Below are 23445 nucleotides of genomic sequence, written 5' to 3' on the forward strand. Positions count from 1 at the left end.
GGTCCGCGGACTGCCGCCGGGCAGAGCCATGAGCGCGACCTGGACGCTCCTCGATCTGGCAGGCGATGTCGTTCTGCTGCTGTGGGGCATGCATATGGTCCACAACGGCATCATGCGTGCCTATGGGGCCGACCTGCGCCGGGTGCTGGGCCGCATGCTGGGCAACCGGGTTCGGGCCATGCTCGCCGGCGCGGGCCTGACGGTGCTGCTGCAGTCGAGCACGGCGACAAGCCTGATGGCGGCGTCCTTCGCGGGTCAGGGCGCGCTCGACCTGGTGCCTGGCCTCGCCATCATGCTCGGCGCCAATCTCGGCACAACCCTGGTCGTGCAGATCCTGTCCTTCGACGTCTCGAAGGTCGTGCCGCTGTTCCTGATTGCCGGCTTCGCCGCCTTCAAGCATGGCACGAAGCGGGGTGGACGCGATCTCGGCCGGATCGGGCTTGGCCTGGGCATGATGCTGCTGGCGCTGCATCTCCTCGGCATTGCCCTCGAACCGGCGGCGGCGGCACCGGCACTCAGGGAACTGCTCGCCAGCCTGACGGGCGACCCGGTGCTCGACCTCGTGCTTGCGGCCGTGCTGACCTGGGCGACCCATTCCAGCGTCGCCGTCGTGCTGCTGGTGAGCCAGCTTGCGATGTCCGGAACCCTGCCGCCTGCGGCGAGCCTGGCCTTCGTGCTGGGCGCCAATCTCGGCTCGACTGTCCCGGCTCTCCTCAGTGCCGGACAGGACCGCGTGGCACAGCGACTGCCGCTCGGCAACATGCTCATCCGGCTCGCCGGGTGTATCCTGGCGCTTCCTTTCCTCAGCACGCTTGCGCGCCTGCTCGGCACGCTGGCCGCGGATCCCGCCCGCCTTGTGGCGGACTTCCACACGGCCTTCAACCTGCTGCTCGCGATCGCGTCAGTATTTTTCCTCGATCCGCTGGGCCGTCTTCTGACGCGGCTGCTGCCGGCCAAGGCCAAGGCATCGGACCCGGCAATGCCGCTGTTTCTCGATTACGCCGCGCTCGATACGCCGCATCTGGCGCTCGCCAATGCGACGCGCGAGGTGCTCAGGGTTGCGGAAACGGTCGAGACGATGCTGCGCGCCGCCCAGGACGCCCTGCTCGCACCCAATTCCGCCGGTGCTGCCAAGCTGAGCGGGATGGGCAAGACGGTCGATCGCCTGCTGGAAGCGGTGAAGGCCTATGTCGCCCACATCGGCGAAGACGCCATGAACGAGGACGACGCCCGCCGACGGTTCAAGATGCTCGCCTTCATCGTCAGCCTCGGCCACGCGACGGATGTCGTCGAGCGCGGCCTGGCGACGAGCGGCTTTCGCAAGCTGCGTGGCGACATCGTGCTGCCGCCGGTCGAGGCCGAGGCTGTCACGTCGCTCTTCGGGCTGCTGCTCGACAACCTGAGGCTGGCACTCTCGACGCTGATTTCCGGTGACGAGCGCGGGGCGCGCGCGTTGCTCGACGCCAAGCGGCGTTTCAATGAGCGCGAACACGCTCTGGCGACGCAGCATCTCGCGAGCCTGCGCAACAGCAATCCCGCGTCGGGCCTCGACGCGAGCGCGCTCTATCTGGCCGTGCTGCGTGACCTGAAGCAGATCGACTCCCACCTGGCGGCGGTCGCTTACCCCCTGCCGGAGGCCGAGTCCCGACAATCGGCAACTGAATCGACGGAGGCATGCCCATGAAGAGCCTTCAAGCATTCCATCGGGAAAGCGACGATATCCGCCTGCTCGATCACCTCTTGCCGCGCGCCATGACGCGGCTCGAGCGAGCGCTGGAACGGTTTCGCGCCGAACTCCCGGCGCCTGGCGACGAGATCGCCGCGGAATTGGCGGCGGCCCGGCTCGGCTTGCGGATGGTGATCGACAGGCGGCAAGCACGCCGCCGCGACGGTGGCGCGTGAGCTGGGCGGAGCGGGATGGGCGAGCCGGGTGGCGCCTTGCGGAGCGATGCGGCATGCCGGGCCGCCTCGTGCTGTGGCGGATCATCCTGCTGGCGGTCGGGCGGTGAAGCGTAGCCCGTCGTTCTGCGTCCACGCCTGCCTGGTCGGCGCCGCGTTGGTGCTGACCAGTGCGCGCGGGCTGTGGCGGCTCGGCCTGATCGGCCCCCGACAGATCGGCACCGCGCTCGGTTGGTCCGATCGCCTGACGCGCCACGCCATGGCGCTCAGGCGGCGGCACCGGGCCAAGGGCCTCGCCGACCAGGGGCATCATCGAAAGGTAACAAAAATCGGCGACAGATGATCGTTGCGGTGATCTGTCCGACGTCATCGCGTCGAAGTCGGGAAGCGGCGGCGGCGAAACGACTGGAGAAGAGTTCGATGAAGCACGTCCGACTGAAGGCGCCGCCCCTGTTGGGGTTCGCCGCAATCGCCTTCACGCTGGGCCTGACGCATCCGGCCATGAGCCAAGAGGCGCCGGCCGCGACGCTACCCGCCGCGACGCTACCCGCCGCCGAGGGTGGCGCGACCCAAGCCCCCGGCGGCGACGCGCCGGCCGACGCTGCCAAGCCGACCGGCTTCTGGGAGCGCGATACGCTCACCGGCGACTGGGGGGGCGTGCGCTCGACGCTCCAGGATGCCGGCATCAAGCTCGGCGTGGTCGAGACCAGCGACCTGCTGGCCAATGTCACGGGCGGCGCCAAGACCGGTGCGCTCTACGAGGGGCTCACCGCGCTGACGCTCGACCTTGACCTCGAGAAGCTGTCTGGCTGGACCGGGGCCACGATCCATGCCAGCGCCTGGCAGATCCATGGCCGCGGCTTCAGCGCCAACAATGTGAAGAGCCTGATGCCGCAGAGCAGCGTCGAGGCCGATCGCGGCAGCCTGTTGTCCGACCTCTATTTCGAACAGGCTCTGTTCGACGGCGCCGCCTCGGTCCGCATCGGCCAGCAGGCGGTCGACGACGAGTTCATCATCAGCAAGACGGCGACGCTCTTCGTCAATTCGAACTTCGGCTATCCGGCGCTGCCGTCGCTCGATCAGCCGTCGGGCGGGCCGGATTATCCGTTTGCGACACCCGGCGTCCGGCTGAAGCTCGCGCCGACGGACCAGCTGACGGTCCTGGCCGGCGCCTTCAATGGTGATCCGGCCGGTCCGGGCGCCGGCGATCCGCAATTGCGCAACCCGTCCGGCACCGCCTTCCGCTTCAGCGACGGCGTGTTGGCCTTCCTCGAGGCGCAATATGCGATCAACCAGTCGAAGGATGCCGAGGGCTTGCCAGGCACGTACAAGCTCGGCGCCTGGTACGACTCCCAGCCGTTCGCTGACCAGCATTTCGATCGCCTGGGCCTGTCGCTCGCCGACCCGCGCTCAAACGGTGTCGCGCGGCAGCATAACGGCGACTGGAGCATCTATGCGATCGCCGACCAGATGCTATGGCGGCGGCCGGGGACGGACGACCAGGGCCTGTCCGCCTTTGCCCGTGTCATGGGTGCGCCGGCCGACCGGAACCTGGTGGATTTCGATGCCGCCGGCGGCTTCAGCTTCAAGGGACCGCTCGAGGGGCGCGACGACGATCAGGTCGGGCTGGCGGCCAGCTACAGCCGGATCTCGAACAGGGCGAGCCGGCTCGATGCGGATTTCCTGCGCCTCGTGCCTGGGCGGCCGGTGCGCGACCAGGAGAGCTCCATCGAGCTGACCTACATGGCGCAGGTGACGCCCTGGTGGCAGCTGCAGCCCGACCTGCAATATATCGTGCACCCCGGCGGCAACGCGCCGCTGCCGAGCGACCCGTCGCAGCGGCGGACGATCGGCAATGCCTTCGTGATTGGCCTGCGCACGACGGTCACGTTCTGAGACGAGCGGGCTGAGAAAAGCGGGGGCCTGAAAACAGCGGGGCCGGTCCGACGGGCAATCGGACCGGCCCTTCCAGTGTCGAGGGCGAGGCGGACGCGGCGTTGCCGCCCCGCCGATCGCGCTGGATGCTGCGTTGGCTTTAGGCGCGCTTCGGCTGCTTCACGACGCGCAGGTACGGCTTCAGCGTCTTCCAACCCTCGGGGAAGCGCTCCTTGGCGTCGGCGTCCGACAGCGACGGCACGATGATGACGTCGTCGCCGTCCGTCCAATTGACCGGGGTCGCGACCTTGTGCTGGTCGGTCAGCTGCAGGCTGTCGATCACGCGCAGGATCTCGGCGAAGTTCCGGCCCGTCGACGGCGGATAAGTGAGCGTCAGCCGGACCTTCTTGTTCGCATCGATGATGTAGACCGCGCGCACCGTGACCGAGGGATCGGCCTCGGGATGGATCATGCCGTAGAGCGACGAGACTTTGCGGTCGCCGTCGGCCAGCACCGGAAAGTTGAGCTTCTGGCCCTGGGTCTCCTCGATGTCGTCGGCCCACTTGCCGTGATTCTCAGAGCTGTCGACCGAAAGGCCGATGATCTTGACGTTGCGCTTGTCGAACTCGGGCTTGAGCCGCGCGGCCTCGGCGAGCTCGGTCGTGCACACCGGGGTGAAGTCCTTGGGATGGCTGAACAGCACGCCCCAGCTCGACCCCAGCCAATCGTGGAAGCGGATCTCGCCGGTGCTGGACGTCTGCGTGAAATCGGGGGCGATGGTACCCAGTTGAATGGACATGATTTAAGGACACTCCGTCGTTTGATCTGATACGGGCGTTTGATCTGATGCGGGGTTTGGCTCAGGCACGCGGACGCCCAGACCGCGGCCCGGGCTCACACGGTCTGGTCGGGGTCGGCATTCTGGAAGATATCGAACGGAAGGGCGGCACGAGTCGCGCTGGGCACCGTCGGTCCATGACCAAACTCCAGGTACGTTCCTGGGCCCACGGGATCTCCCCCGTGGCGCTTTAGCGTTTGATGTCGCGGCGCAAGCTGCCCGTCAAATTCCCGCGGGCCCCGTTGCCGATATCGGCAGTGTCGGGGCCGAGGCGAACCTAGCGGCGGGTTTCGGTGCTGTCAATATACTGGCGAGAGCGCCAATATATTGTTTTCTGCGCAAGTGCCACCGCCATCCTGTCAGTAGCAGCCGGCAAGGCGCGCCCGCTCGCGCACCAGCGCCAGGATCAGGTCGCATGCCGGTGTTGCGACCTCAGTCAAGCGGCCCAGCTCGACGATGGCGCCCAAGAGCGCGTCGATCTCCATCGGCCGGCCGCGCTCCAGATCCTGCAGCATCGAGGTCTTGTGCGCGCCGACTTCGGCGGCACCGTCGATACGCTTCTCGACGTCGATCGAGAACTTGGCGCCGACCGCCTCGCCGACCGCCTGGCCCTCGAGCATCATGGTACGGGCGACCGCGCGCAGGTCGGGGCGGGTGCCGAGCCGGTCGAGCGTCGAGCCGGTCAGCGCCGAGAGCGGGTTGAAGGCGAGGTTGCCCCACAGCTTGACCCAGATCTCGTCGCGGATGCCGGGGCGGAGCGGCGCCTTGAAGCCGGCCTGGACCAGGAGCTGCGACAGGATCTGGCCACGCTCGCTGCGGCTGCCGTCGGGCTCGCCCAGGCTGAAACGGTCGCCGTAGGTATGCTCGATCACGCCCGGCTCGACCACTTCGGCGGCTGGGTAGACGACGGCGCCGATCACTTGCGCGGGCGGCAGCGTGCGCCAGACGACGCCGTCAGGGTCGACGCTCTCGACGTGCCGGCCGCTCAACGGCCCGTCGAGCCCGTGGAAATACCAATAGGGGATGCCGTTGATCCCGGTGACGAGCGCGCTCTCCGGCCCCATCAGCCGGGCGATGGCCGGGGCGGCGGCGGGCAGCGAATGGGCCTTCAAGGTGACGATGACATAGTCCTGCACGCCGGCCTCGGCCGGGTCCTCGACGGCTCTCACCGGCACGACATGGCGCTCGCCGCCGCTGATGAGCGTGAGGCCGCGCGCCCGCATCGCCGCCAGATGCGGGCCGCGCGCCACGACCGTGACGTCGACGCCGGCGAGTGCCAGCTTCGCGCCGAGCAGCCCGCCGATGGCCCCGGCGCCGAAGATCGCGATCCGGCGGCTCATGGATCGAGGCCCAGCTGCTTGGCGAGCCCGATGCGCTGCAGCTTGCCGGTTGGCCCCTTGGGGATCTCGGTCATGAACAGGATCTTGCGCGGCACCTTGAAGTCGGCGAGGCGTGCCGCGACGAAATCGCGCAAGGTCCGCTCCTCGACGCTCATGCCCTCGCGCAGCACGACGGCGGCCGCGACCTCCTCGCCCAGCTTGTCGTGCTTGATCGCGAATGTGGCGACCTGGGCCACAGCCGGATGGTCCATCATCACCGCATCGACCTCGAGCGGGCTCACTTTCTCGCCGCCGCGGTTGATGAGCTCCTTCAGGCGCCCGGTCAGGCGCAGGTAGCCGTCGGCATCGAGATAGCCCTGGTCGCCGGTGCGGAACCAGCCGTTCGTGAATGCCTTGGCGTTGGCCTCGGGATTGGCCTCGTAGCCGTCGGTGACGTTCGGGCCGCGGATCACGACCTCGCCCAGCGCGTCGGTCGGGAGCAGCGTGCCCGCCTCGTCCATGATCCCGATCTCGGGCCCGGCCGCGATGCCGACGGAGCCCGCGAAGCGCGGACGCGGCGGCAGCGGGTTCGACGCCATCTGGTGCGCGGCCTCGGTCATGCCGTAGGCCTCGATGACCGGCGCGCCGAACGTGGCCTCGAGCGATGCCATGACCTGCGGCGGCAAGGATGCACTCGACGAACGGACGAGGCGGAGCCGGCCGCGCGCGATCTCGTCCTTGTGGCGGTCGGCGCGGGCGAGGATCGTCTGGTGCATGGTCGGCACGGCCGTGTACCAGCTGGGCCTGACCTCCTCGAGCCAGCCGAAGAACTTGAGCGCGTTGAAGCCGGGCGAGCAGCTGACCGCGGCGCCGGCGGCGAGGCTCGAGAGCACGGCCGCGATCAGCCCATGGATGTGGAACAGCGGCATGATGTTGAGGCAGACGTCGCCGCGCTCGAGCCCCAGGGTTGCCCCGATGTGCCGGGCCGAGGCCGCGAGGTTGCGCTGGCGCAGCGGCACGATCTTCGGCCGCGACGTCGTGCCCGAGGTATGCAGCACCAGGGCCACGTCGTCCGCCGCGGCCGGACCCGGTGTCCGTGCCGCCGCCGGGGCGAGCGCGCCCGTGTCGATGGTGAAATCCCCGGCGGTGCCGTCCGACGGCACGAGTTCGATCACCGGCACGCCGCGCCCAGCCGCGACGGCGCGCGCCGGGCTCTCGAAGCCGCGCAAGATCAGCAAAGCCTTGGCGCCGAGATCGCCCAGGTAGAAATCGAATTCCTCGGCCCGGTAGGCCGGATTGAGCGGCGCGCTGGTGGCGCCCGCGGCGACGGCGACGAAGGCGGTCGCCATCTCCGGCCCGTTTGGCTGAACGATCGCAACCCGGTCGCCGCGGCCGATGCCGACCCGGTTGAGGGTGGCGATGGTGCGGGCGGTCAGATCCTGCAGCCCGCTGAAGGTGAGCGACGGCCGCCCCGGCGCGCCGATCGCGGCATCCTCCGGCTGCCCCTGGGTGATCAGTTCCGGAATCGTCTCGAACGGATGGGACAAAGCGTTGCTCCTCGCCTGGGCACCGTTCGTCCGCGGCGCCTTCCTGTCGGGTGAGGGTCGCCCACGAAGACACCCGCGCGCAAGCCCCGGGATCGCCGTCCGTGCGGCTCCGGGCTCAGGCGTAGCGCCTGAGCCGTGGACGGGTCGTAGGGGCGAGGGCAGGCGAATTGCGCCGCGTTGGCGAGCCCCCCAAGGACTCTTCAGCTAGCGCTGTCGACCCAGGGCCAGCGTCGGCATGGTCAGCACATTGGCGGAATGCAATGGCCTGATCGTGGCGGTCGGCTGGCCGGCTGGCGGCTCGCGCCCGGCACGCTGCTCGAACAGCGTCATGAAGCGCTGCAGCAGGGCCAGATAGACCGCGTCGCCGGCGACGCCGTCCTCCATGCCGCGGTCGAGGTTCGGGTTGTCGTTGATCTCGATGATGAAGACGCCGGCATCGGTCTCCTTGAGGTCGACACCATAGAAACCGTCGCCGATGAGCCGCGCGGCAGCAACCGCCGTGTCGCGCACGGCGGCCGGCACCCGGTCGAGCGGCACCGCCTGGGTGCGGCCCTCGACATGGGAGCCGTCGGCGCCGTGCTGCATGATCTGCCAATGGGCGTCGCACATGAAATAGCGCGCGGCGAAGAGCGGCTCGCCGGCGAGCACGCCGATGCGCCAGTCGAACGGCGTGTACATGAATTCCTGCACCAGGATGATCTCGGACTGCCGCAGCATGTCCTGGGCGATCGCAGTGAACTCGTCAGCGCCGGCAGCCCGTTTGACGCCCTGGCTGAACGAGCCGTCCGGGATCTTGAGCACGGCCGGCTGGTCGAACCGCTCGGCGAACGGCGCCACGGTCGCCTTGGTCAGGAGCTGGGTGCGCGGCGTGGGCAGGCCATGGCCGCGCAGGAGTTCGGCCAGGAACACCTTGTTCGTGCAGCGCAGGATCGAGGCCGGATCGTCGATCACCGGCATGCCGGCCCGCTCCGCCTTCTTGGCGAAGCGGAAGGTATGGTGCGGCACCGCCGTCGTCTCGCGGATGAACAGCGCGTCGAACTGCGTCAGCCGCGCGAGATCACGCCTGGTGATGAGATGGGTGGCGATGCCCATGGTCTCGGCGATGCGGCCCATATGCTGAAGCGTCTCGCGCCGGCTGGGCGGCATCGGATCGTCCGGGTCGTGCAGGATCGCAAGATCGAGCCGCGCCGCGGGGGCCGACCGGGCGCGGCGCCACAGCCGGTGGGTATAGGCGTCGAGCGCGTCCAGGAACAGCCGGTCGCGCTCGGGCGGCACGTCACGCGGGTCGAGCGGCCTGATGGCGCTGACCGACCAGATGCCGTCGACGCGCTCGAACGCGATTTCCATCAGCGGACAGCGGAAGAGCTCGAAAGCGCGCAGTGCCAACCGCGCGAAGCCTGCGTCCTCGACCCGGCCGAAATAGACATGGACCGCGAAACTGCCGATCGAGCGCGGCAGGTCGACGGGGGCTTCCAGCAGCCGGTTGAGCTCGCCGATCCGGTGGGCGTAATGGCGCTTGCGGCCGAGTTCCAGCAAGTCGTCGAGCCCCGGCGTCACGCGCTCGCCGCGCGCCTCGGCCAGGAGCGAGCAGTAATAGCCGACGCCGAGATAGGCGGTGTCGCGGCACAGGTTGACGACCTTGCGTCGCCGCCCGGCGCCGTCGCCGGATTTCAGGTAATCCTCGAAGGTGATGACCCGGTTGTGCGGATCGTCCCAACGGAAGTCCGCGCGTTTTTCGACGATGATGATGGGGCCGGACATCGGCTTTCGTTCGTCCTCCTGATGGGAATGGGCTAACCCGAGTGGGCCTAATGCGAGTAGGCAGGCGGCAGCGGCCGTTCGAGCCGAAGGGCCGCCATGCCGTCTTCGTAGTAATCGTCGGTTCGACCGGTGACGGCGAAACCTTCGCGGGCGAACAGCGATTGTGCGTTGTGATTGTCGAGCCGGGTTTCGAGCCGGACCGCCCGGCAGCCGCGTTCTTGCGCGGCATCGGCGGCGCGGCCGAGCAGCAGCCGGGCGAAGCCGTTGCCGCGCTGGGCGGCCGCGACCGCGATGGAATAGACCCGTGCGATCCGGCTGCCGCGGCGGAACAGCATGACGAGCGCGCCGGCAAGACCCGCGGCGGCCGGGGCGACCAGGATGAGCGCGCTCGGGCGGCGCAGCAGCCGGCGCCAGCTCCGGGCCGAGATCCGGTCCTGGGAGAAGCTTGCCGCTTCGAGCGCTTCGAGCGCCGGCCGGTCGGCCGGCGTTGCGACGCGCAGAAGCGGCGCCAGAGTTCGTTCCTCGGGCGTCACCGTCGGTTCCGGTATTCGGCCATGGCCGCGCCGTCCTCTCGTTGCGGAATATTTCCGCCTTTCAAGCTCGCGATGCGGCCATGAAGAAACAAGCGGACAAACGAAGTCGTGGCGTCAAAAAGCCATGAAGAAACCAAGGGACAGTCCTTGGGAGTCCTGCGAATTCACGGGGTTTTTATGGCGAGCCCAATCGCCACATATTGTTTTCGCAGGGGGCCATAAGGTTCCATGGACCATCTGCAAAGGCAGGGGAACGCATCATGGCGAAGCGGCAGCGGACGGACCGGGTCCGGCGGTGTGCGATCGTCACCGAGGACGGCGCCGGCCATTGGGTGACGCGCGGCGTCGCAGGGCCAATCGCGGGGTCGTCGGCCGACAGCGCGCAGGCGGCGATCCTGCGCGCGCTTTACGGCCGGGGCGCGGTGGGTGCGGTCGTGCTGCTGCCGCCTAAAGGGCGGTCGTGAGGCATGACCCCCTGCCGTCGTCCCCGCGGAGGCGGGGACCCAGAGGCATGCGCTAGATGCGTGGTTGCCCTGGATTCCCGCCTCTCGCGGGAATGACGGAGATAACGTCTGTAGTTCTTCAGCCGCGCGCGGCGCCGAACGGCTTCGGCCGGCGGTCGGCGCCCTGGCGCGCTTCCATCCAGGCGGGATATTCCGGGGCGAGCGCGCTCACCTCGTCGAGCGCCTTCACCTCGTCCTCGCTGAGCGTGAGCGCGGTCGCGGCGATATTGTCGTCGAGTTGCTCGACGGTCTTGGCGCCGATGATGATGCTGGTGACGTGCTGCTTGGCCAGCAACCAGGCGAGCGCCACGCGGGCGACAGACACGCCGTGGCGGGCCGCGATCGGGCGCATCGCTTCGACGCAGGCCCAGGCGCGGTCCTTGTCGACCGGCGGGAAGTCGAAGGTGAGGCGCCGCGAGCCTTCAGGCCCGCCGTTCGACCCCGGACCGTACTTGCCCGACAGCAGGCCGCCGGCGAGCGGGCTCCAGACCATGAGGCCCATCTGCTGGTCGCGCATCATCGGCACCAGCTCGCGCTCCAGGTCACGGCCGGCGATCGTGTAATAGGCCTGCACCGTCTCGAACCGCGCCCAGCCCTGCCGCTCGGCGATGCCCTGCGCCTTCATGATGCGCCAGGCCGCCCAGTTCGACACGCCGACGTAGCGGACGAGCCCGCTCGAGACCAGGTCGTCGAGCGCGCGCAGCGTCTCGTCGATCGGCGTCACGGGATCGGTCGCGTGGATCTGGTAAAGGTCGATATGGTCGGTCTGCAGCCGCTCGAGGCTTGCCTCGACCGCGTCCATGATATGGCCGCGCGAGGCGCCGCGGTCGTTCGGGCCGGCGCCCATGGTGCCGTAGAACTTGGTCGCGATCACGACGTCGGACCGCTTGACCTCGAGGTTCTGCAGCGCGCGGCCCAGTATCTCCTCGGCGACGCCGCGTGAATAGACGTCGGCCGTGTCGATGAAGTTGATGCCGCTGTCGAGCGCGCGGCGCACCAGCGCGTCGGCCGCATCCTGGTCCAGTTGGCCGATTGCCTGCCAATGCCCCTCCGTCCCGCCGAAGGTCATGGTGCCGAGGCAAAGCTCCGAGACGAACAGGCCGGTCCGGCCGAGCTGGTTGTAGCGCATGGGAAGACTCCGGGAAAAGGGCAGGCGCGTCGGCCTTCGAACCCGCAAGAGATGGGGGCGCCGTCGGGCACGGCAATGGGGCCGGACCCTATTCCGTGCGGGGCTGCGCTCAACCGGAGGGGTGCCGGCCCGGATCAGCAGTATTGGGCTCTCAATGCTCCTTCTCGCGCATCGCCGGGCTGAACCGGTGGCTGAAGAAGCAGATCTCGATCAGGCGTTTGGCGGAGACGAGGATGACCCTGGCGACGATCGCGGCCACGATGAGCGACGCGCCGACCGCGTAGACCTCGAACTCCCGGGGAATCTCAACCGGCGCATAGAGGATCGCGCCGAAGCCCAGCAGCATCGTGGCAAGGAACCAGATGATGTAGGAGGCGATTTCGAGCGACGCCTTGACCCGCGGTGCGGCGATCTTCCGACGCGGGCCGGCCTTCTTGGCAGGGGCAGAGCGTTTGTCGGCATGCGCCTCCTTGAAGCTCGTGCCGCCGTGGCCTGCCGCGATCGCCTCGATGTCGGGAATGACGTCTTCGGGAAGCAGATGGTAGAAGCCGACGCTGCCGCCGACCATGCGGTGATTCGCGTATCGCGCGTGGAGCTGCAATTCCAGCGCCCGAGCATCATCGACCCAGATACTGTAGATCGCTTCGAATGCGACCGACGAACGATTCTCCAGTTCGCGCACGCGTTCGGCAACGCTTCGCGTGGTCGAGCCGATCTTGATGATCCGCTTTCCGTCTATCAGGACCTGCGGGCGCAAGACATAGACATATCCTGCGTGGGGTTTTTCCACGGTTGCCATTCTGCCCATAAGGAAGGTTCGTCAGATATGGCAGCGTACCTCAATCCTCAAACCAGCGCATAGCCCGATTTCTTCGCCTACGCCCTTGATTTCCGGAAGATTCGGGGGCGCGTCATTCCGGTGCAGGCTTGCGGAATACAATCAGCGCGAGGCGGGGCTGCGTCAGCCCGTCCGCGGCGACCCAGCTAATTCCTTGTGCCGCCTGCCGATATTTAAAATATTGTGACGCGAGCGTAGGCGTTTCGACTGGGGGCGAGGTTCAACCAAGCCGGGTGCGAACCCGTTCGAAAATATTTTTCCGCAGAGGCTGGGATCTCCAGCCAGACACCCGCGCCTCAGACACCCGCGCCTCAGACACCGGCGCCGGCCGGCGGGTAATATTGCGGCGCCTCGCGGCGGTCGACCATGCCGTAGTCGCGGATGATCCGGACCTGGCGATGGCGCGGCGCGCCGGCGGCAACGCGGCCGGGGCGCCAGGCCTCCGCGGCCGCAGCATCGCGCCAGGACACGAGCAGCAACTGCTTGCCCGGGCTATAGATGCTGTCGAACAGCTCCTGGTCCGCGACTCCGGCGCCGCCGGCCGGCGGCACGCCCAGCGCCTGTGCCAGATCGGAGCAGGCCGGTGTGCCGTCGGGAGCGGCGTCGAGCTCGCTGATGGTGACGGCCTTGGCGAGGCCGACCTCGGTCTCGTCGAAGCGCTGCTGGGCGACAGCGGGGCCGGTGGGTGGGCAATCGTCCGCGGTGATCTCGCCGACGCGCAGGTGATAATCCTCGAATACCTCGAAGCGGCCCTTTTCCTGGACCTGATGGTGGATGGCGAGCGTGCGCCAGCGGACGAGCGCCTTCTCGTCGCGCCAGGTCGACAGCGACAAGAGGCGCCCCTTGGTGCGGCGGCTCTCGAACCGCTCATTGTCGACGAAGCCGTCGATTCGCTCCAATTCCGGCTTCAGCAGTTTGGCGAGCGCCAGATAGTCGTCCCAGCGCTCCGGCCGCGGCTTCACCTCGAAGATGACGGCGAACATGGCGCTCCTCCTCGGTTTTGCAGGGGGCTCAAGCGGCGTCCTGCGCCGCGTCGCCGCCGGCGAGAAAGGCTTCCGTCTCGCGGTAGAGCGCCAAGCGGCCGACCTCGAGATGCATGAGATGCGTCGCGCGGCTGATCTTGATATCGCGGCGGACGGGCGAGGCCGAGAGGGCGTCGAACAGCCAGCGCGCGTCCTCGTCGGTCGAGAGATTATCCCATTCGCCGCGGATGATCGCGACTGGGGCCTCGATCAGGCCAGGATCGTAGGCGAGTTCGCCGGCCCAGGCGTCATAGATATCCTGGAACGCGCCGCCCGGCACCTTGACCGCGGCGGGCTCGCGCGTCCGGCTTTCCGGATCGACGTCGAGGTAGCGCTCACCCCATTCGTCGAAATGTCGCCTGAGCAGCACCGGCGCTTCGCCGGGCGGCACGGTTTCGGTGAAGCGGGTCCGTTGATCTTCGAGCGAGATCAGGCGCCAGCCGGGCAGGCGAATGCGCTCGCCCGAGGGCTCCCGGCGCGCGATGGGGCCGAAAAGCACCAGCCGGTCGACGAGGTCGGGGCAGCGTCCGGCGAAGCGGCCGGCGACGATCGTGCCCCAGGAATGGGCGATGAGCGAGATCCGTGGGATGTGGTGGTGGGCAGAGATGTATCGCACCGCAGCTTCGAGCTGGCGGCTCGCCGCATCGGCGCGGCCCAAGGGCGCGACACTTTCCGCCGGCAGCGCGAATTCGGGATAGGGATCGGAGAGCCGGCCGAAACCGTGGAAGTCGAGGCCCCAGACGTCATAGCCGGCGGCGGCGAGCTCGTCGCGCCAGGACCGGCCGTCGAAGCGATGGGCGATCGAGAGGGCCGACGGGAAAGTGCCGCCGTGGACATAGAGCACGACGCGCGGCGCGGTACCCAATGCCCGGTCCACCGGCCGCGTCGGCGACAGGTGGCGCAGGAACAGTGAGAGCCCTTCGTGCGGGCTCGGGATGCGGACATGCCGCTCGGCCAGGTCGAGCTTCGGACCGGTATCGGTCATGGGAAGATCCTCTGTTTGTCGGTTCGGTCATGCCGTCAAACATCGGATCTCGGGCGGGCTCCCGTCGACGCGAAACGCTTCGCCCGTAGGCGAAGCATTTCGGGGTTCGCGGGCGTCGGTCAGAACGGGTGGTACTGGAACAGCCAGGTCTCGGTCGCGATCTTGCCGTTCACGGTCAGCTGCAGGCGCAGCTCGACCGGGTCCTTGCCCTCGACGCCGGCCAGGTCGAACTGGGCGCGCCAGTGGCCGGGCACGCCATCCGGCACCGCCTCCACCAGCTTGTAGTCGGTGACGTGGCCGCGCGCGGTCTGCAGCGTCATTTCCGGCGTCGCGCCGAACGGCAGGTTGGCGAGCGGGCCGCCCAGGAACTCGACCACGAATTTGCGCACGTTCTTCGGGCGCGGCTGGCCCGGCTGGCCGCCGTTGCCGAGCCGGGTCGCGACAACACGGGCGAGGTCGGTCGGGTAGGGCTCGTCGGCGAGCCAGTGCAGCTTGTAGGCGAGATTGAACTCGGTGCCGGGCGCCGGCTGCTTCTCCGGCACCCACATGGCGACGACGTTGTCGTGGATCTCATCGTCGGTCGGCAGCTCGATCAGCTGGACGGCACCCTTGCCCCATTGCCCGCGCGGCTCGACCCACAGGCTCGGCCGTTTCTCGTAATGGACGCCGTCCTGGTAATGATCGAACATCCGGTCGCGCTGAAGCAAGCCGAAGCCCTTGGGATTCTCGTCGCTGAAGGCCGAGGCCATGCTGTGCGGCGGGTTGTTGAGCGGGCGCCACAGATGCTCGCCCCAGCCGGTCCACATGGCGAGGCCGTCCGAATCATGGATCTCCGGTCGCCAGTCGACCGCCGTCTGCTTCTCGGTCTCGGAGAACCAGTACATCGAGGTCAAGGGTGCCAGACCGAAGCGCGAGACCGCCTGGCGCAGGAACAGCGCCTGCTCGATATCCATGACGACGCCCTTGCCGCGCGCCATGACGAACTTGTAGGCACCGACGACCGAGGGGCCGTCCAGGAGCGCGTAGACGGTGACCGCGTCGTCCGTCTCGGGCTTCTGGATATAGATCTTGGTGAAGTCGGGGAATTCCTCGGGCTTGCCGGCGACGGCGGTGTCGAGCGCCAGCCCACGCGCCGAAAGGCCGTACTGGTAGAGCTCGCCGATCGCGCGGAAATATGACGCACCCAGGAAGGCGACCCAGTCGTTCTTGCGCCAGTCGAGCTTGCCGTCGCGCGGCTCCTGGATGCGGAAACCGGCGAAGCCGGCGCCCTTCGGCAGCTGATGCGCGACCGAATCTGCCGGCATGTCGAAATAGGACTGGTCGTAGATGATCTCGCGCGCCTCGCCGCCCTCGACCACATGCATCTCGATCGCCTTCTGGAAGAACATGCCGAGATGGAAGAAGGTTACCGGGAAGCGCTCGTCGGCCATGAGCGCGTGATCGGTGTTGAAGTGGATCTTGCCCCAGGCGTCGTAGTCGATCTTCTTCAGCACGTCCGGTGCCGGCCGGGCCGGGCCGGCATAGGGCTCGCCGACCATGCGCCGGGCCGTGTCCTTGAGGCTGTCGAACGAGAAGGCCGCGGGATTGCCGAGCTTGAGGTTGTCCTCTGCCGCGAGCGCGCGGCTGCCGCCGCCCGCGACGAGCCCGGCGGCCGTCGACGCGGCGATGGCCTTCAGGACAGAACGGCGGTCGATGGACACGGACATGAACGGCGGATCCTCGAGAAAACATCGAAAATGCCGCGACCTTAGCCATTGCGGCGGTCCAGTCAAATGCCGCAAGGTCTTGGGTGCTGCGCGGAGGAAACCTTTGCGCGGTCGCGGTGTTGGACGTTCGACGAGGAGAAGGCCACGCGCCGGTTGCCCGGCTCAGATGGCCCGGAAAGGGGGAGAGGATCGTGCTTTATCGTGTGGGCCTGATGGCTCTTGCCGTCGCCACCTGTGCCGGCTGCGCCACCACCAGGACGCCGAGCGTCGACGGCAAGGACGCCCTGGGACAGCCGATCTATACGCTGAGCGGCGGCAGCTTGTCCCAGCTTGAGCTCACGGCGAACAGCAACTGCTCCGGCAACACGCGGCCCTACTACAAGACCGTCACCGGCCACGGCAACGACATGAGCGTCAGCTATACCTGCGAATGATCCTCGTCGACCGGCTGCTCGTCCGGCCGGTTCCGATGCGACAGGAAGCTCGCGTAGGACGTGATGAACAGCGCGTAGAACGCCGCAGCGGCAAAGGCGGCATAGAACGGCATCACCGGCTTCCGGTCGGTCAGGATGGTGAGGAACACGAGGAAGGTCGGCAGCGGCAGGATGGCGCGCGGCACGATCGACCAGCCGCGCGGAATGGCACCCAGCACGAAGCCTACGCCCAGGGCCACGAGCGTCGCCGCCTCGAGCCAGGGCTCGTGCTCGCCGACGCGGTCGGTCAAGCCGCCGAGCGTGAAGGCGGCGAAACCGAGGGCGAAGATCAATGCGTACATCAACGCTGCCTCCCTCAGCCTTCCGGCGTGAGCGCGGTCGAGACCAGCCGCGCCTCGCCGATCATGTCGCTGCGGTGGCGCTCGAGCTCCTGGCTGTAGGACTTGAGCGCCTCGGCCTCGGTCAGGTAGCCGATCAGCTCCATGCGGTCCGGATCGTCGACGACCGGCAGGATCTCAGCCTTCGTCTCCGAGAATTTCCGGAGCGAGCTCTGCAGGTTGTCGGTCGCAAGCAGGGTGGCTGCGACCGGCGTCATCAGGTCTGCGGCGGTTACTTCCTCCGGGATGCCGCCCAGGTCGGGCGTCCAGAGGTCGGTCGGCTCGATGATGCCGACCAGGCGGCCGTCTTCGATCGCGAACAGCTGCGGCACGGCGCCGAGCGGGAACGCCTTGCGCATGGCCGCGACCGACATCTCGACCGGCACCGACTTGCCGTCGCGCCGCATCACCCGGCTGATGGTCAAGCTGTCGATCCAGCCGATGTCCTCGGCACCCTTGATCTTGAGGCCGCGCAGGTGGAAGCGCCAGGTTGCAAACGAATAGCCGAACCAGCGGCGGACCGCGACCGTGGCCGCGATCACGCCGACCGTGACGCCCACGGTCGCGGCGAAGTCGCGGGTCGATTCCAGCACCAGGAGGATCATGGTGATCGGCGCGCCGACGATCGACGCGCCGACCGCGCCCATGCCGACCAGCGTATAGACGAGCGGGTCCGGGTGCAGCGAGGGGGCGACCGTCTCGAGCGCCATGACGACCGCGCCGCCGAAGAGGGTGCCGAGGAACAGCGAGGAGCTGAATAGGCCGCCGCGGAAGCCCACGCCGATCGAGATGGCCGAGGCCGCGATCTTGGCCGCGATCAGGCCGCAGAGATAGGGCAGCGCGAAGGTGAAATGCAGGTTCGCGACGATGCCGCCGTGGCCGCTGCCGAGCACGCGCGGATAGATCAGCGCCACGATGCCGACGACGAGCCCGCCGATCGGCGGGCGGACCCAGGGCGGGATCGCCTGGCGGCGCATCCATTGCTCGGTCGCGGTCACGCCCTGCATGACGATCATGCCGAGCCCGGCGGCGCCGAGGCCGACCGGCACGAACAGGAAGTAGTCTGGCGTGCCGAGGTGGCCGGCACGGCTGGTGGCGAAGGCCAGGTCCTCGCCGATCAGGTCACGCGCAGTGAAGGTGCCGGCCAGCGCTGCCAGCAGCACGGGTGCGAGGTTGGCGACCGCGTAATTGCCGATGATGAGCTCGAACGCATAGAACGCGCCGGCCAGGGGCGCGTCGAACGCCGCCGCGATCGCGGCCGCGGCGCCGCAGCCGACCAGCGTGCGCATGTCGTCGCGCCGGAGCGACAGGCGGTGGCCGATGTTGGAACAGAAGCCGGCACCCCATTGCGTATAGGCGGCCTCGAGCCCGACCGAGGCGCCGCAACCGCCCGAGAGCACGGTCAAGAGCGCCAGGTTGAGGCTGTCGGTCAGCGACATGCGCCCGCCGAAGAGCGCGTTCGCCTCGATCGGGTCGACCGTCTCGCGCGGGCGCCGGCGCTTGATCGCCCAGGCGACGCCGCCCACGACCGCGCCGCCCGCGCAGGGAATGAACGCGACCTGCCACCAGTCGAGGCTGAACCCGTCGGACAGATGCCCGCCCCAGGGGATGCCGAACAGGACCGAATGGATCGCCGTCACCGTGACGCGCAGGACCACGACACCCAGGCCCACGAAGAGGCCCAGCACGCCGGAGAGCAGGATGATCGCCATCTCGCTGTTGCGGAAAGCGGTCCAGGCTGCAGGCAGCGCGCGTGGCCCGCCGCGCCCGCCGCCGGGACGAAGCCGGGGGGCCAGACCATTCAGGGTTCGAACCCGCTGTGCCAGGGTCACGATAGGCTGCCGTACCGAAAGAACAGCCGGCCGTTGCCGCCTGCTACCCGATGGTTACCGAGGCTGAAGCGGCGAGGCAACGCCTATCATGCCGCGGTGCGAAACCTGCGGGACTTTAGCGCGGCGAAAGGGGCTGAACCATGCCCTAACTATTTGATGAGGGATGGATTCGCGAACTGAGCGGAATGGCCGCGCGATCCCGCTCAGTTCGACTCGGCCCTAGGTGCCGGCCGGGTTCAGCTCATCCCGGCCGAAGAAGGCAGCGCGGTCGTTTTCCGCCGCGGTGACGCCGGCGCGGATATGCAGCAGGTCCTTCCGGGCGACGAGGCCGACGACGCGTCTGGTCGCCGGCTCGACGATCGGAATGCGGCCGATATCCGCCGCCACCATCCGGTCGGCGAGCCGGCCCAGCACCTCGTCCGCGTGACCGACGGCGAGCGAGCGGTCGGACAGCGCGTCATAGAGCGTCTCCCGCCCATGCGGCCGTTCCGTGCGCCAGCGCAGCGCGTCCGCGCGCGCCGCCATGCCGACGAGCCGCCCCTCCGCGTCGACCACCGGATAAGACTTGTGCCGACGCTCGTCCGCCAGGAAGAACCCGACGGCCTCGTCGATCGGCATCGAGGCCGGCAGCGTGTCGACCGCCGTCACCATCACGTCGCCGACGCGCAGCAGCTCGAACGGGTCGATGCTGTATTCGCGCGTGATGTGCTGGCCGCGCCGCGCGATCTTCTCGGTCAGGATCGAGCGCTTGAGCAGGAGCACGGTGACCGCATGCGCGGTGCCGGTCGCGGCCAGAAGCGGCAGCAGCACGCTCATGTTGCCGGTGAGCTCGATTGCGAACAGCACGGCGGTCAAGGGCGAGCGCATGGTGCCGCCCATCATCGCCGCCATGCCAAGGAGCGCCCAGAACGAGGCACCACCGGGCAGCAGCTGGCCTTCGAGGAAGCCCGCCGTGCCGCCGAGGATCAGGAGCGGCGCCAGCACGCCGCCCGAGGTGCCGGAGGCGAGCGCCAGCAGCCAGATGGCGCTCTTGACGAGAAGCAGGCCGGTCGCGGCGCCGAGCGCCATGTGGCCGGACAGCAGGTCGGCGATGATGTCGTAGCCGACGCCCAGGGCCCGCGGCTCGAAGAGGCCGCCAAGGCCGACCAGCACGCCGCCGATCGCCGGCCACCACATCCAGTGGATCGGCAGGTGGTCGAACAGGTCTTCGGCGGCGTAGAGCAGGCGCGTCATGGCACCCGACTGCAGGCCGGCGACGAGGCCGACGCCGACGCAGGCGGCAAGGCCCCACCAGGGCAGGTCCGGATGGCCCGTATAGGGGAAGAGCGGCCCCTCGCCGAACAGCACCGGTCGCCAGGCGGCCGAGACGACGGCGGCCGTCACGACCGGAATGAAGCTGCGCGGCTTCCACTCGAACAGCAGCAGCTCGACCGCGAGCAGCACCGCCGCGATCGGCGTACCGAAGATCGCGGTCATGCCGGCCGCCGCACCCGCGACGAGCAGCGTCTTGCGTTCCGCCGCCGTCAGGCGGAAGCATTGCGCGAACAGCGAGCCGATGGCGCCGCCGGTCATGATGATCGGGCCTTCGGCGCCGAACGGGCCGCCGGTGCCGATCGAGATGGCCGACGACAGCGGCTTCAGCACGGCGACCTTGGGCTGCATGCGGCTGCCGCCGATCAGGATCGCCTCGATCGCCTCGGGAATGCCGTGCCCGCGGATCTTCTCGGAGCCGTAGCGCGCCATGAGGCCGATCACGAGCCCGCCCACCGCCGGCGCCGCGACCATCCATGGGCCGCGCGTGACGGTCGCCATGTCGACGGTCCCGGTTACCAACTGGCCGAACCAGACGAGATTGCTGACCAGTGCAATCAGCTTCAGCAGCACCCAGGCCGACGCCGCTCCGCCGGTGCCGACCACGAGCGCCATGCCGATCAGCACCAGCACCTGGCGGTCGGCGGTGAAGTCGCCGAGCCGCTCGCGCTGATGCGGCTGGGCTGGCGTAGGCGTGGGCGTCTGACGCATGGTCACGGGTCCGGGCTGGCATGAAACGAGTGACGTTAATATATCGCAGTACGACATATATCAAGGCAGGCACATGGAGAGCAGGGCAGACATGGCGAAACCGCGGACGATCGGCGACGAGGATTATCAGACGCTCGCGGCATTCCGGTACGCGCTGCGCCGTTTCCTCGCGTTCAGCGAGCGGGCGGCGAAGGCGCAGGGCCTCACCGCCCAGCAGCATCAGGCGCTGCTCGCGATGAAGGGCTATGGCCAGGATCGCCCGCTCGCCATCGGCGACCTCGCGGAATACCTGATGCTCCGGCACAACAGCGCGGTCGAGCTGGTCGACCGGCTAGTCCAGGCCGAGCTGGTGGAACGGCTGCATGCCGAGGGCGATCGGCGCCGCGTCACACTCGCACTGACGCCCAAGGCCGAGGCGATCCTGCAGGATCTCTCGACCGCGCATCTCGAAGAACTCCGCGACAGCCGCACGCTCCTGGCCCAGCTGCTGGAGCGGCTCGGCGGTTAGGGCCCTCCCAACTTCACGTGTCAATCCCAGCCTGCGCGCTAGGGGATGACTGAAAACGGGGGCTGCGGGTCAGCTTGTCCGCAGTGCTGGCCCCCTCAATCCATCAGCTTCCTTGAGAAATACGTCAGCTCCATCGCGGTCGTGCGGGCTTTTTCCTTGAGGTTGGCGCCGGCGCCGTGGCCGCCTTCGGTCACTTCGTAGAACAGGTACGGCTGGCCCAGTTCGGCCAGCCGGGCGGCAAACTTGCGGGCGTGCTGCGGGCCGACCCGGTCGTCCTTGGTCGTGGTCCAGACGAACGGCTCCGGGTATTTGACGCCCGCCTTGAGGTTGGCGTAGGGCGAGATCGAGGCGAGGAACGCGCGCTCCTCCGGGTTCTGGACCGTGCCGTATTCGCCGACCCACGAGGCGCCGGCCGCGATCTTCTCGTAGCGCAGCATGTCCAGGAGCGGCACCTGGATATCGACCGCGTTCCAGAGGTCGGGATGCTGGTTGAACTCGACGCCCATCAGGAGGCCGCCGTTCGAGCCGCCCTCGATGCCGAGCCGGCGCGGGCTCGTCACCTTGGACTGGATCAGGTCCTCGGCCACGGCCGCGAAATCGTCGTAGACCCGCTGGCGCTGCGTCTTCAGGCCCGCCTCGTGCCAGGCCGGGCCGAACTCGCCGCCGCCGCGGATGTTGGCGACCACGAACACGCCGCCGCGCTCGAGCCACAGCTTGCCGATGTTGGCCGAATAGAACGGTGTCACCGAGACCTGGAAGCCGCCATAGGCATAGAGGATGGCCGGGTTGTTGCCGTCGAGCGCCATGCCGGCCGGGTGCACGATGAAATAGGGGATCTTGGTGCCGTCCTTCGAGGTCGCCTGGCGCTGCTCGACCACGTCTTTGGATGCGTCGAACTTGGCCGGCAGTGTCTTGACCGCAGCGAATTCGCCGGAGGCCGCGTCGGCCAGCAGCACGGTTGAGGGCGTGAGGAAGCCGGTGACGCTCAGGAACGCCTTCTCGCCCCGGTCCTGGGTGTCGACGACGCCGATCGTGCTGTTGTCCGGCAGGTCGAGCTTGCGCTCGGTCCAGCTGCCGTCGGCGGCCGGCGTATAGACGGCGGCGCGGCCCTTGACGTTGTCGAAGCTGGTAATGATGAGGTGCTCTTTGGTCGAGGCGATCTCGTCGAGCGATTCGCACGGGCCAGGCGCATAGACGAGCGTCGGCGTCAGGTGCTGCGGATCGTGCTCGACGGCGGCGAGGTCGAGCGAGACGAGCGCCCCTTCGGGGAAGCTCTTGCCGCCCGCCCGCCAGTCCTGCTCGAGCTTGACGAGGAGGCGGCCTGCGGTGAGGTCGCGCACATGGGCCTTCACCGGCAGCGCCAGCTTCACGGCCTTGCCGCCCTTGACGAGATAGGTCTCGGATTCGAAGAAGCTGACACTGCGCTCGATCAAGATGGCCTTGTGCCCCTGGCCATCCTGGAGCGAGATCGGGCTCACTTCCGTATCGCTCGGCTTGCCGCGGAAGATCTCCTTCGCGGACGCGAGCTTCTGGCCGCGCTTCAGCGCCTTCACGATGAAGGGATAGCCGGCCGTGGTCATCGTGCCCTTGCCCCAGTCGCGCGCGACCAGGATCTCGTCGTCGCCGGCCCAGGCGGCCGACTGCTTGCTCTTGGGCAGCGCGAAGCCGCCGCGCACGAATTGGCCGGTCGCAAGGTCGAACTCGCGGGTGGTGACCGCGTCCTCGCCGCCGTCGGAGAGGCTGACCAGGCAGATGCGCTCGTCCGGCCGGCGGCAATCCGCGCCGTGCCAGAACCAGTTCGCCTTCTCCGCCTTGGCAAGCTGGTCCAGGTCGAGCACCGTCGTCCAGTTGGGCTCGGGCCGGCGATAGTCCTCAAGCCCAGTCTTGCGCCAGAGGCCGCGCACATGGCCCGCGTCCTGCCAGAAATTATAGACCTCATCGCCGATGAAGCGGGGAGTGGGGATGCGGTCCTTGGCCTCGGCGATCGTGAGCGCCTCGTCATAGAGCGCCGGATAGCGCGGGTCCTTCTCCAGCACGGCCACGGTCTTGGCGTTCTCGGCCTCGACCCAGGCGTCGACGCGCGGGTTGCTCAGGGCTTCGAGCCAGATATAGGGATCGGCCACGTCCTGGGGAGCGGCCGGCTGGTCGGCCGCAGACGCTCCGACGGCGCCCAAGATCGAGAGGGCGCCCAGGAGCGAGAGGGCCAGCGTGAGGTTCCGTGCGTGCAAGGCGAGAGGCCCCGGGATGGTTGCGTTGCCCCGACGCTAGCCAAAAGGCCGGCGGCGGGGCAAGGCTCCGTCCCTGGGCACGCGCGCTG

The 23445-nt window shown here is 68.4% G+C and carries 21 protein-coding genes; 7 read left to right on the forward strand and 14 right to left on the reverse strand.

Going from position 1 to position 23445, the window contains the following annotated elements; all coding sequences use genetic code 11:
- The first annotated feature begins 28 nt into the window (after positions 1 to 28).
- From IEY58_RS20540 to IEY58_RS20555, 4 genes are all read left to right on the forward strand, one after another.
- On the forward strand, positions 29 to 1684 hold the full coding sequence (locus tag IEY58_RS20540; RefSeq protein ID WP_189049237.1) for a Na/Pi cotransporter family protein: 1656 nt from the start codon (positions 29 to 31) through the stop codon (positions 1682 to 1684).
- Positions 1681 to 1902 (forward strand): hypothetical protein, encoded by a 222-nt coding sequence (locus tag IEY58_RS20545; protein WP_189049239.1) that lies wholly within the window; start codon positions 1681 to 1683, stop codon positions 1900 to 1902. The genes IEY58_RS20540 and IEY58_RS20545 overlap by 4 nt, the downstream gene beginning before the upstream one ends.
- A 103-nt stretch (positions 1903 to 2005) precedes the next feature.
- Positions 2006 to 2242, forward strand: coding sequence for a hypothetical protein (locus tag IEY58_RS20550; protein ID WP_189049241.1), 237 nt, complete (start codon positions 2006 to 2008; stop codon positions 2240 to 2242).
- 77 nt (positions 2243 to 2319) lie between these two features.
- The gene (locus IEY58_RS20555; RefSeq protein WP_189049242.1) at positions 2320 to 3795 is read left to right on the forward strand and encodes a carbohydrate porin; all 1476 of its coding nucleotides are present in this window, start codon (positions 2320 to 2322) and stop codon (positions 3793 to 3795) included.
- A gap of 139 nt (positions 3796 to 3934) precedes the next feature.
- Here IEY58_RS20555 and IEY58_RS20560 read toward each other — a convergent pair whose 3' ends face one another.
- The 5 genes from IEY58_RS20560 to IEY58_RS20580 all read right to left on the reverse strand — a co-directional run bounded on the left by IEY58_RS20560 (position 3935) and on the right by IEY58_RS20580 (position 9772).
- Complete coding sequence (locus IEY58_RS20560) at positions 3935 to 4573, reverse strand: peroxiredoxin (protein WP_189049244.1); 639 nt, start codon at positions 4571 to 4573, stop codon at positions 3935 to 3937.
- 398 nt (positions 4574 to 4971) lie between these two features.
- Positions 4972 to 5952: a 2-dehydropantoate 2-reductase gene (locus IEY58_RS20565; RefSeq protein ID WP_189049245.1), complete on the reverse strand. Its 981-nt coding sequence runs from the start codon at positions 5950 to 5952 to the stop codon at positions 4972 to 4974.
- Entirely contained in the window at positions 5949 to 7478 is a 1530-nt protein-coding gene (locus IEY58_RS20570; protein WP_189049247.1) for an acyl--CoA ligase, read from the reverse strand. Before IEY58_RS20570 ends, IEY58_RS20565 begins: the two co-directional genes overlap by 4 nt.
- A 204-nt stretch (positions 7479 to 7682) precedes the next feature.
- Complete coding sequence (locus IEY58_RS20575; protein WP_189049249.1) at positions 7683 to 9239, reverse strand: RimK family protein; 1557 nt, start codon at positions 9237 to 9239, stop codon at positions 7683 to 7685.
- A gap of 47 nt (positions 9240 to 9286) precedes the next feature.
- On the reverse strand, positions 9287 to 9772 hold the full coding sequence (locus IEY58_RS20580; protein WP_189049251.1) for a GNAT family N-acetyltransferase: 486 nt from the start codon (positions 9770 to 9772) through the stop codon (positions 9287 to 9289).
- A gap of 260 nt (positions 9773 to 10032) precedes the next feature.
- Between IEY58_RS20580 and IEY58_RS20585 the strand changes: the two genes are divergently transcribed.
- On the forward strand, positions 10033 to 10236 hold the full coding sequence (locus tag IEY58_RS20585) for a hypothetical protein (RefSeq protein ID WP_189049253.1): 204 nt from the start codon (positions 10033 to 10035) through the stop codon (positions 10234 to 10236).
- Between the two features lie 118 nt (positions 10237 to 10354).
- Here IEY58_RS20585 and IEY58_RS20590 read toward each other — a convergent pair whose 3' ends face one another.
- From IEY58_RS20590 to IEY58_RS20610, 5 genes are all read right to left on the reverse strand, one after another.
- Positions 10355 to 11404: an aldo/keto reductase gene (locus IEY58_RS20590; protein ID WP_189049255.1), complete on the reverse strand. Its 1050-nt coding sequence runs from the start codon at positions 11402 to 11404 to the stop codon at positions 10355 to 10357.
- A 151-nt stretch (positions 11405 to 11555) separates the two neighbouring features.
- Positions 11556 to 12203 carry a GIY-YIG nuclease family protein gene (locus tag IEY58_RS20595; protein WP_189049257.1) on the reverse strand — a complete coding sequence of 216 codons (648 nt, stop codon included), beginning with the start codon at positions 12201 to 12203 and terminating at the stop codon, positions 11556 to 11558.
- Positions 12204 to 12553: 350 nt separating this feature from the next.
- Positions 12554 to 13225 carry an antibiotic biosynthesis monooxygenase family protein gene (locus IEY58_RS20600; protein ID WP_189049259.1) on the reverse strand — a complete coding sequence of 224 codons (672 nt, stop codon included), beginning with the start codon at positions 13223 to 13225 and terminating at the stop codon, positions 12554 to 12556.
- A 28-nt stretch (positions 13226 to 13253) separates the two neighbouring features.
- Positions 13254 to 14249 carry an alpha/beta fold hydrolase gene (locus IEY58_RS20605; protein ID WP_189049261.1) on the reverse strand — a complete coding sequence of 332 codons (996 nt, stop codon included), beginning with the start codon at positions 14247 to 14249 and terminating at the stop codon, positions 13254 to 13256.
- 119 nt (positions 14250 to 14368) lie between these two features.
- Entirely contained in the window at positions 14369 to 15955 is a 1587-nt protein-coding gene (locus IEY58_RS20610; protein ID WP_189049262.1) for a glucan biosynthesis protein, read from the reverse strand.
- Between the two features lie 191 nt (positions 15956 to 16146).
- Between IEY58_RS20610 and IEY58_RS20615 the strand changes: the two genes are divergently transcribed.
- Positions 16147 to 16389: a hypothetical protein gene (locus tag IEY58_RS20615; RefSeq protein ID WP_189049264.1), complete on the forward strand. Its 243-nt coding sequence runs from the start codon at positions 16147 to 16149 to the stop codon at positions 16387 to 16389.
- Here the strand turns inward: IEY58_RS20615 and IEY58_RS20620 are convergent.
- The 3 genes from IEY58_RS20620 to IEY58_RS20630 form a co-directional block, all read right to left on the reverse strand.
- Positions 16374 to 16730: a hypothetical protein gene (locus tag IEY58_RS20620; protein WP_189049266.1), complete on the reverse strand. Its 357-nt coding sequence runs from the start codon at positions 16728 to 16730 to the stop codon at positions 16374 to 16376. The two genes, IEY58_RS20615 and IEY58_RS20620, sit on opposite strands and share 16 nt — an antisense overlap.
- Before the next feature lie 14 nt (positions 16731 to 16744).
- A complete protein-coding gene (locus IEY58_RS20625) occupies positions 16745 to 18598 on the reverse strand; it encodes a chloride channel protein (protein WP_189049268.1) in 1854 nt (617 codons plus the stop codon).
- Between the two features lie 219 nt (positions 18599 to 18817).
- Positions 18818 to 20620, reverse strand: a complete 1803-nt coding sequence (locus IEY58_RS20630; RefSeq protein ID WP_189049270.1) for a chloride channel protein — start codon at positions 20618 to 20620, stop codon at positions 18818 to 18820.
- A gap of 91 nt (positions 20621 to 20711) precedes the next feature.
- Between IEY58_RS20630 and IEY58_RS20635 the strand changes: the two genes are divergently transcribed.
- Complete coding sequence (locus IEY58_RS20635) at positions 20712 to 21128, forward strand: MarR family winged helix-turn-helix transcriptional regulator (RefSeq protein WP_189049272.1); 417 nt, start codon at positions 20712 to 20714, stop codon at positions 21126 to 21128.
- Positions 21129 to 21223: 95 nt separating this feature from the next.
- Here the strand turns inward: IEY58_RS20635 and IEY58_RS20640 are convergent, their stop codons facing one another.
- Positions 21224 to 23356 carry a prolyl oligopeptidase family serine peptidase gene (locus IEY58_RS20640; RefSeq protein ID WP_189049274.1) on the reverse strand — a complete coding sequence of 711 codons (2133 nt, stop codon included), beginning with the start codon at positions 23354 to 23356 and terminating at the stop codon, positions 21224 to 21226.
- Between the last annotated feature and the right edge of the window lie 89 nt (positions 23357 to 23445).

The sequence above is a fragment of the Aliidongia dinghuensis genome (genome assembly GCF_014643535.1).
GTDB lineage: Bacteria > Pseudomonadota > Alphaproteobacteria > ATCC43930 > CGMCC-115725 > Aliidongia > Aliidongia dinghuensis.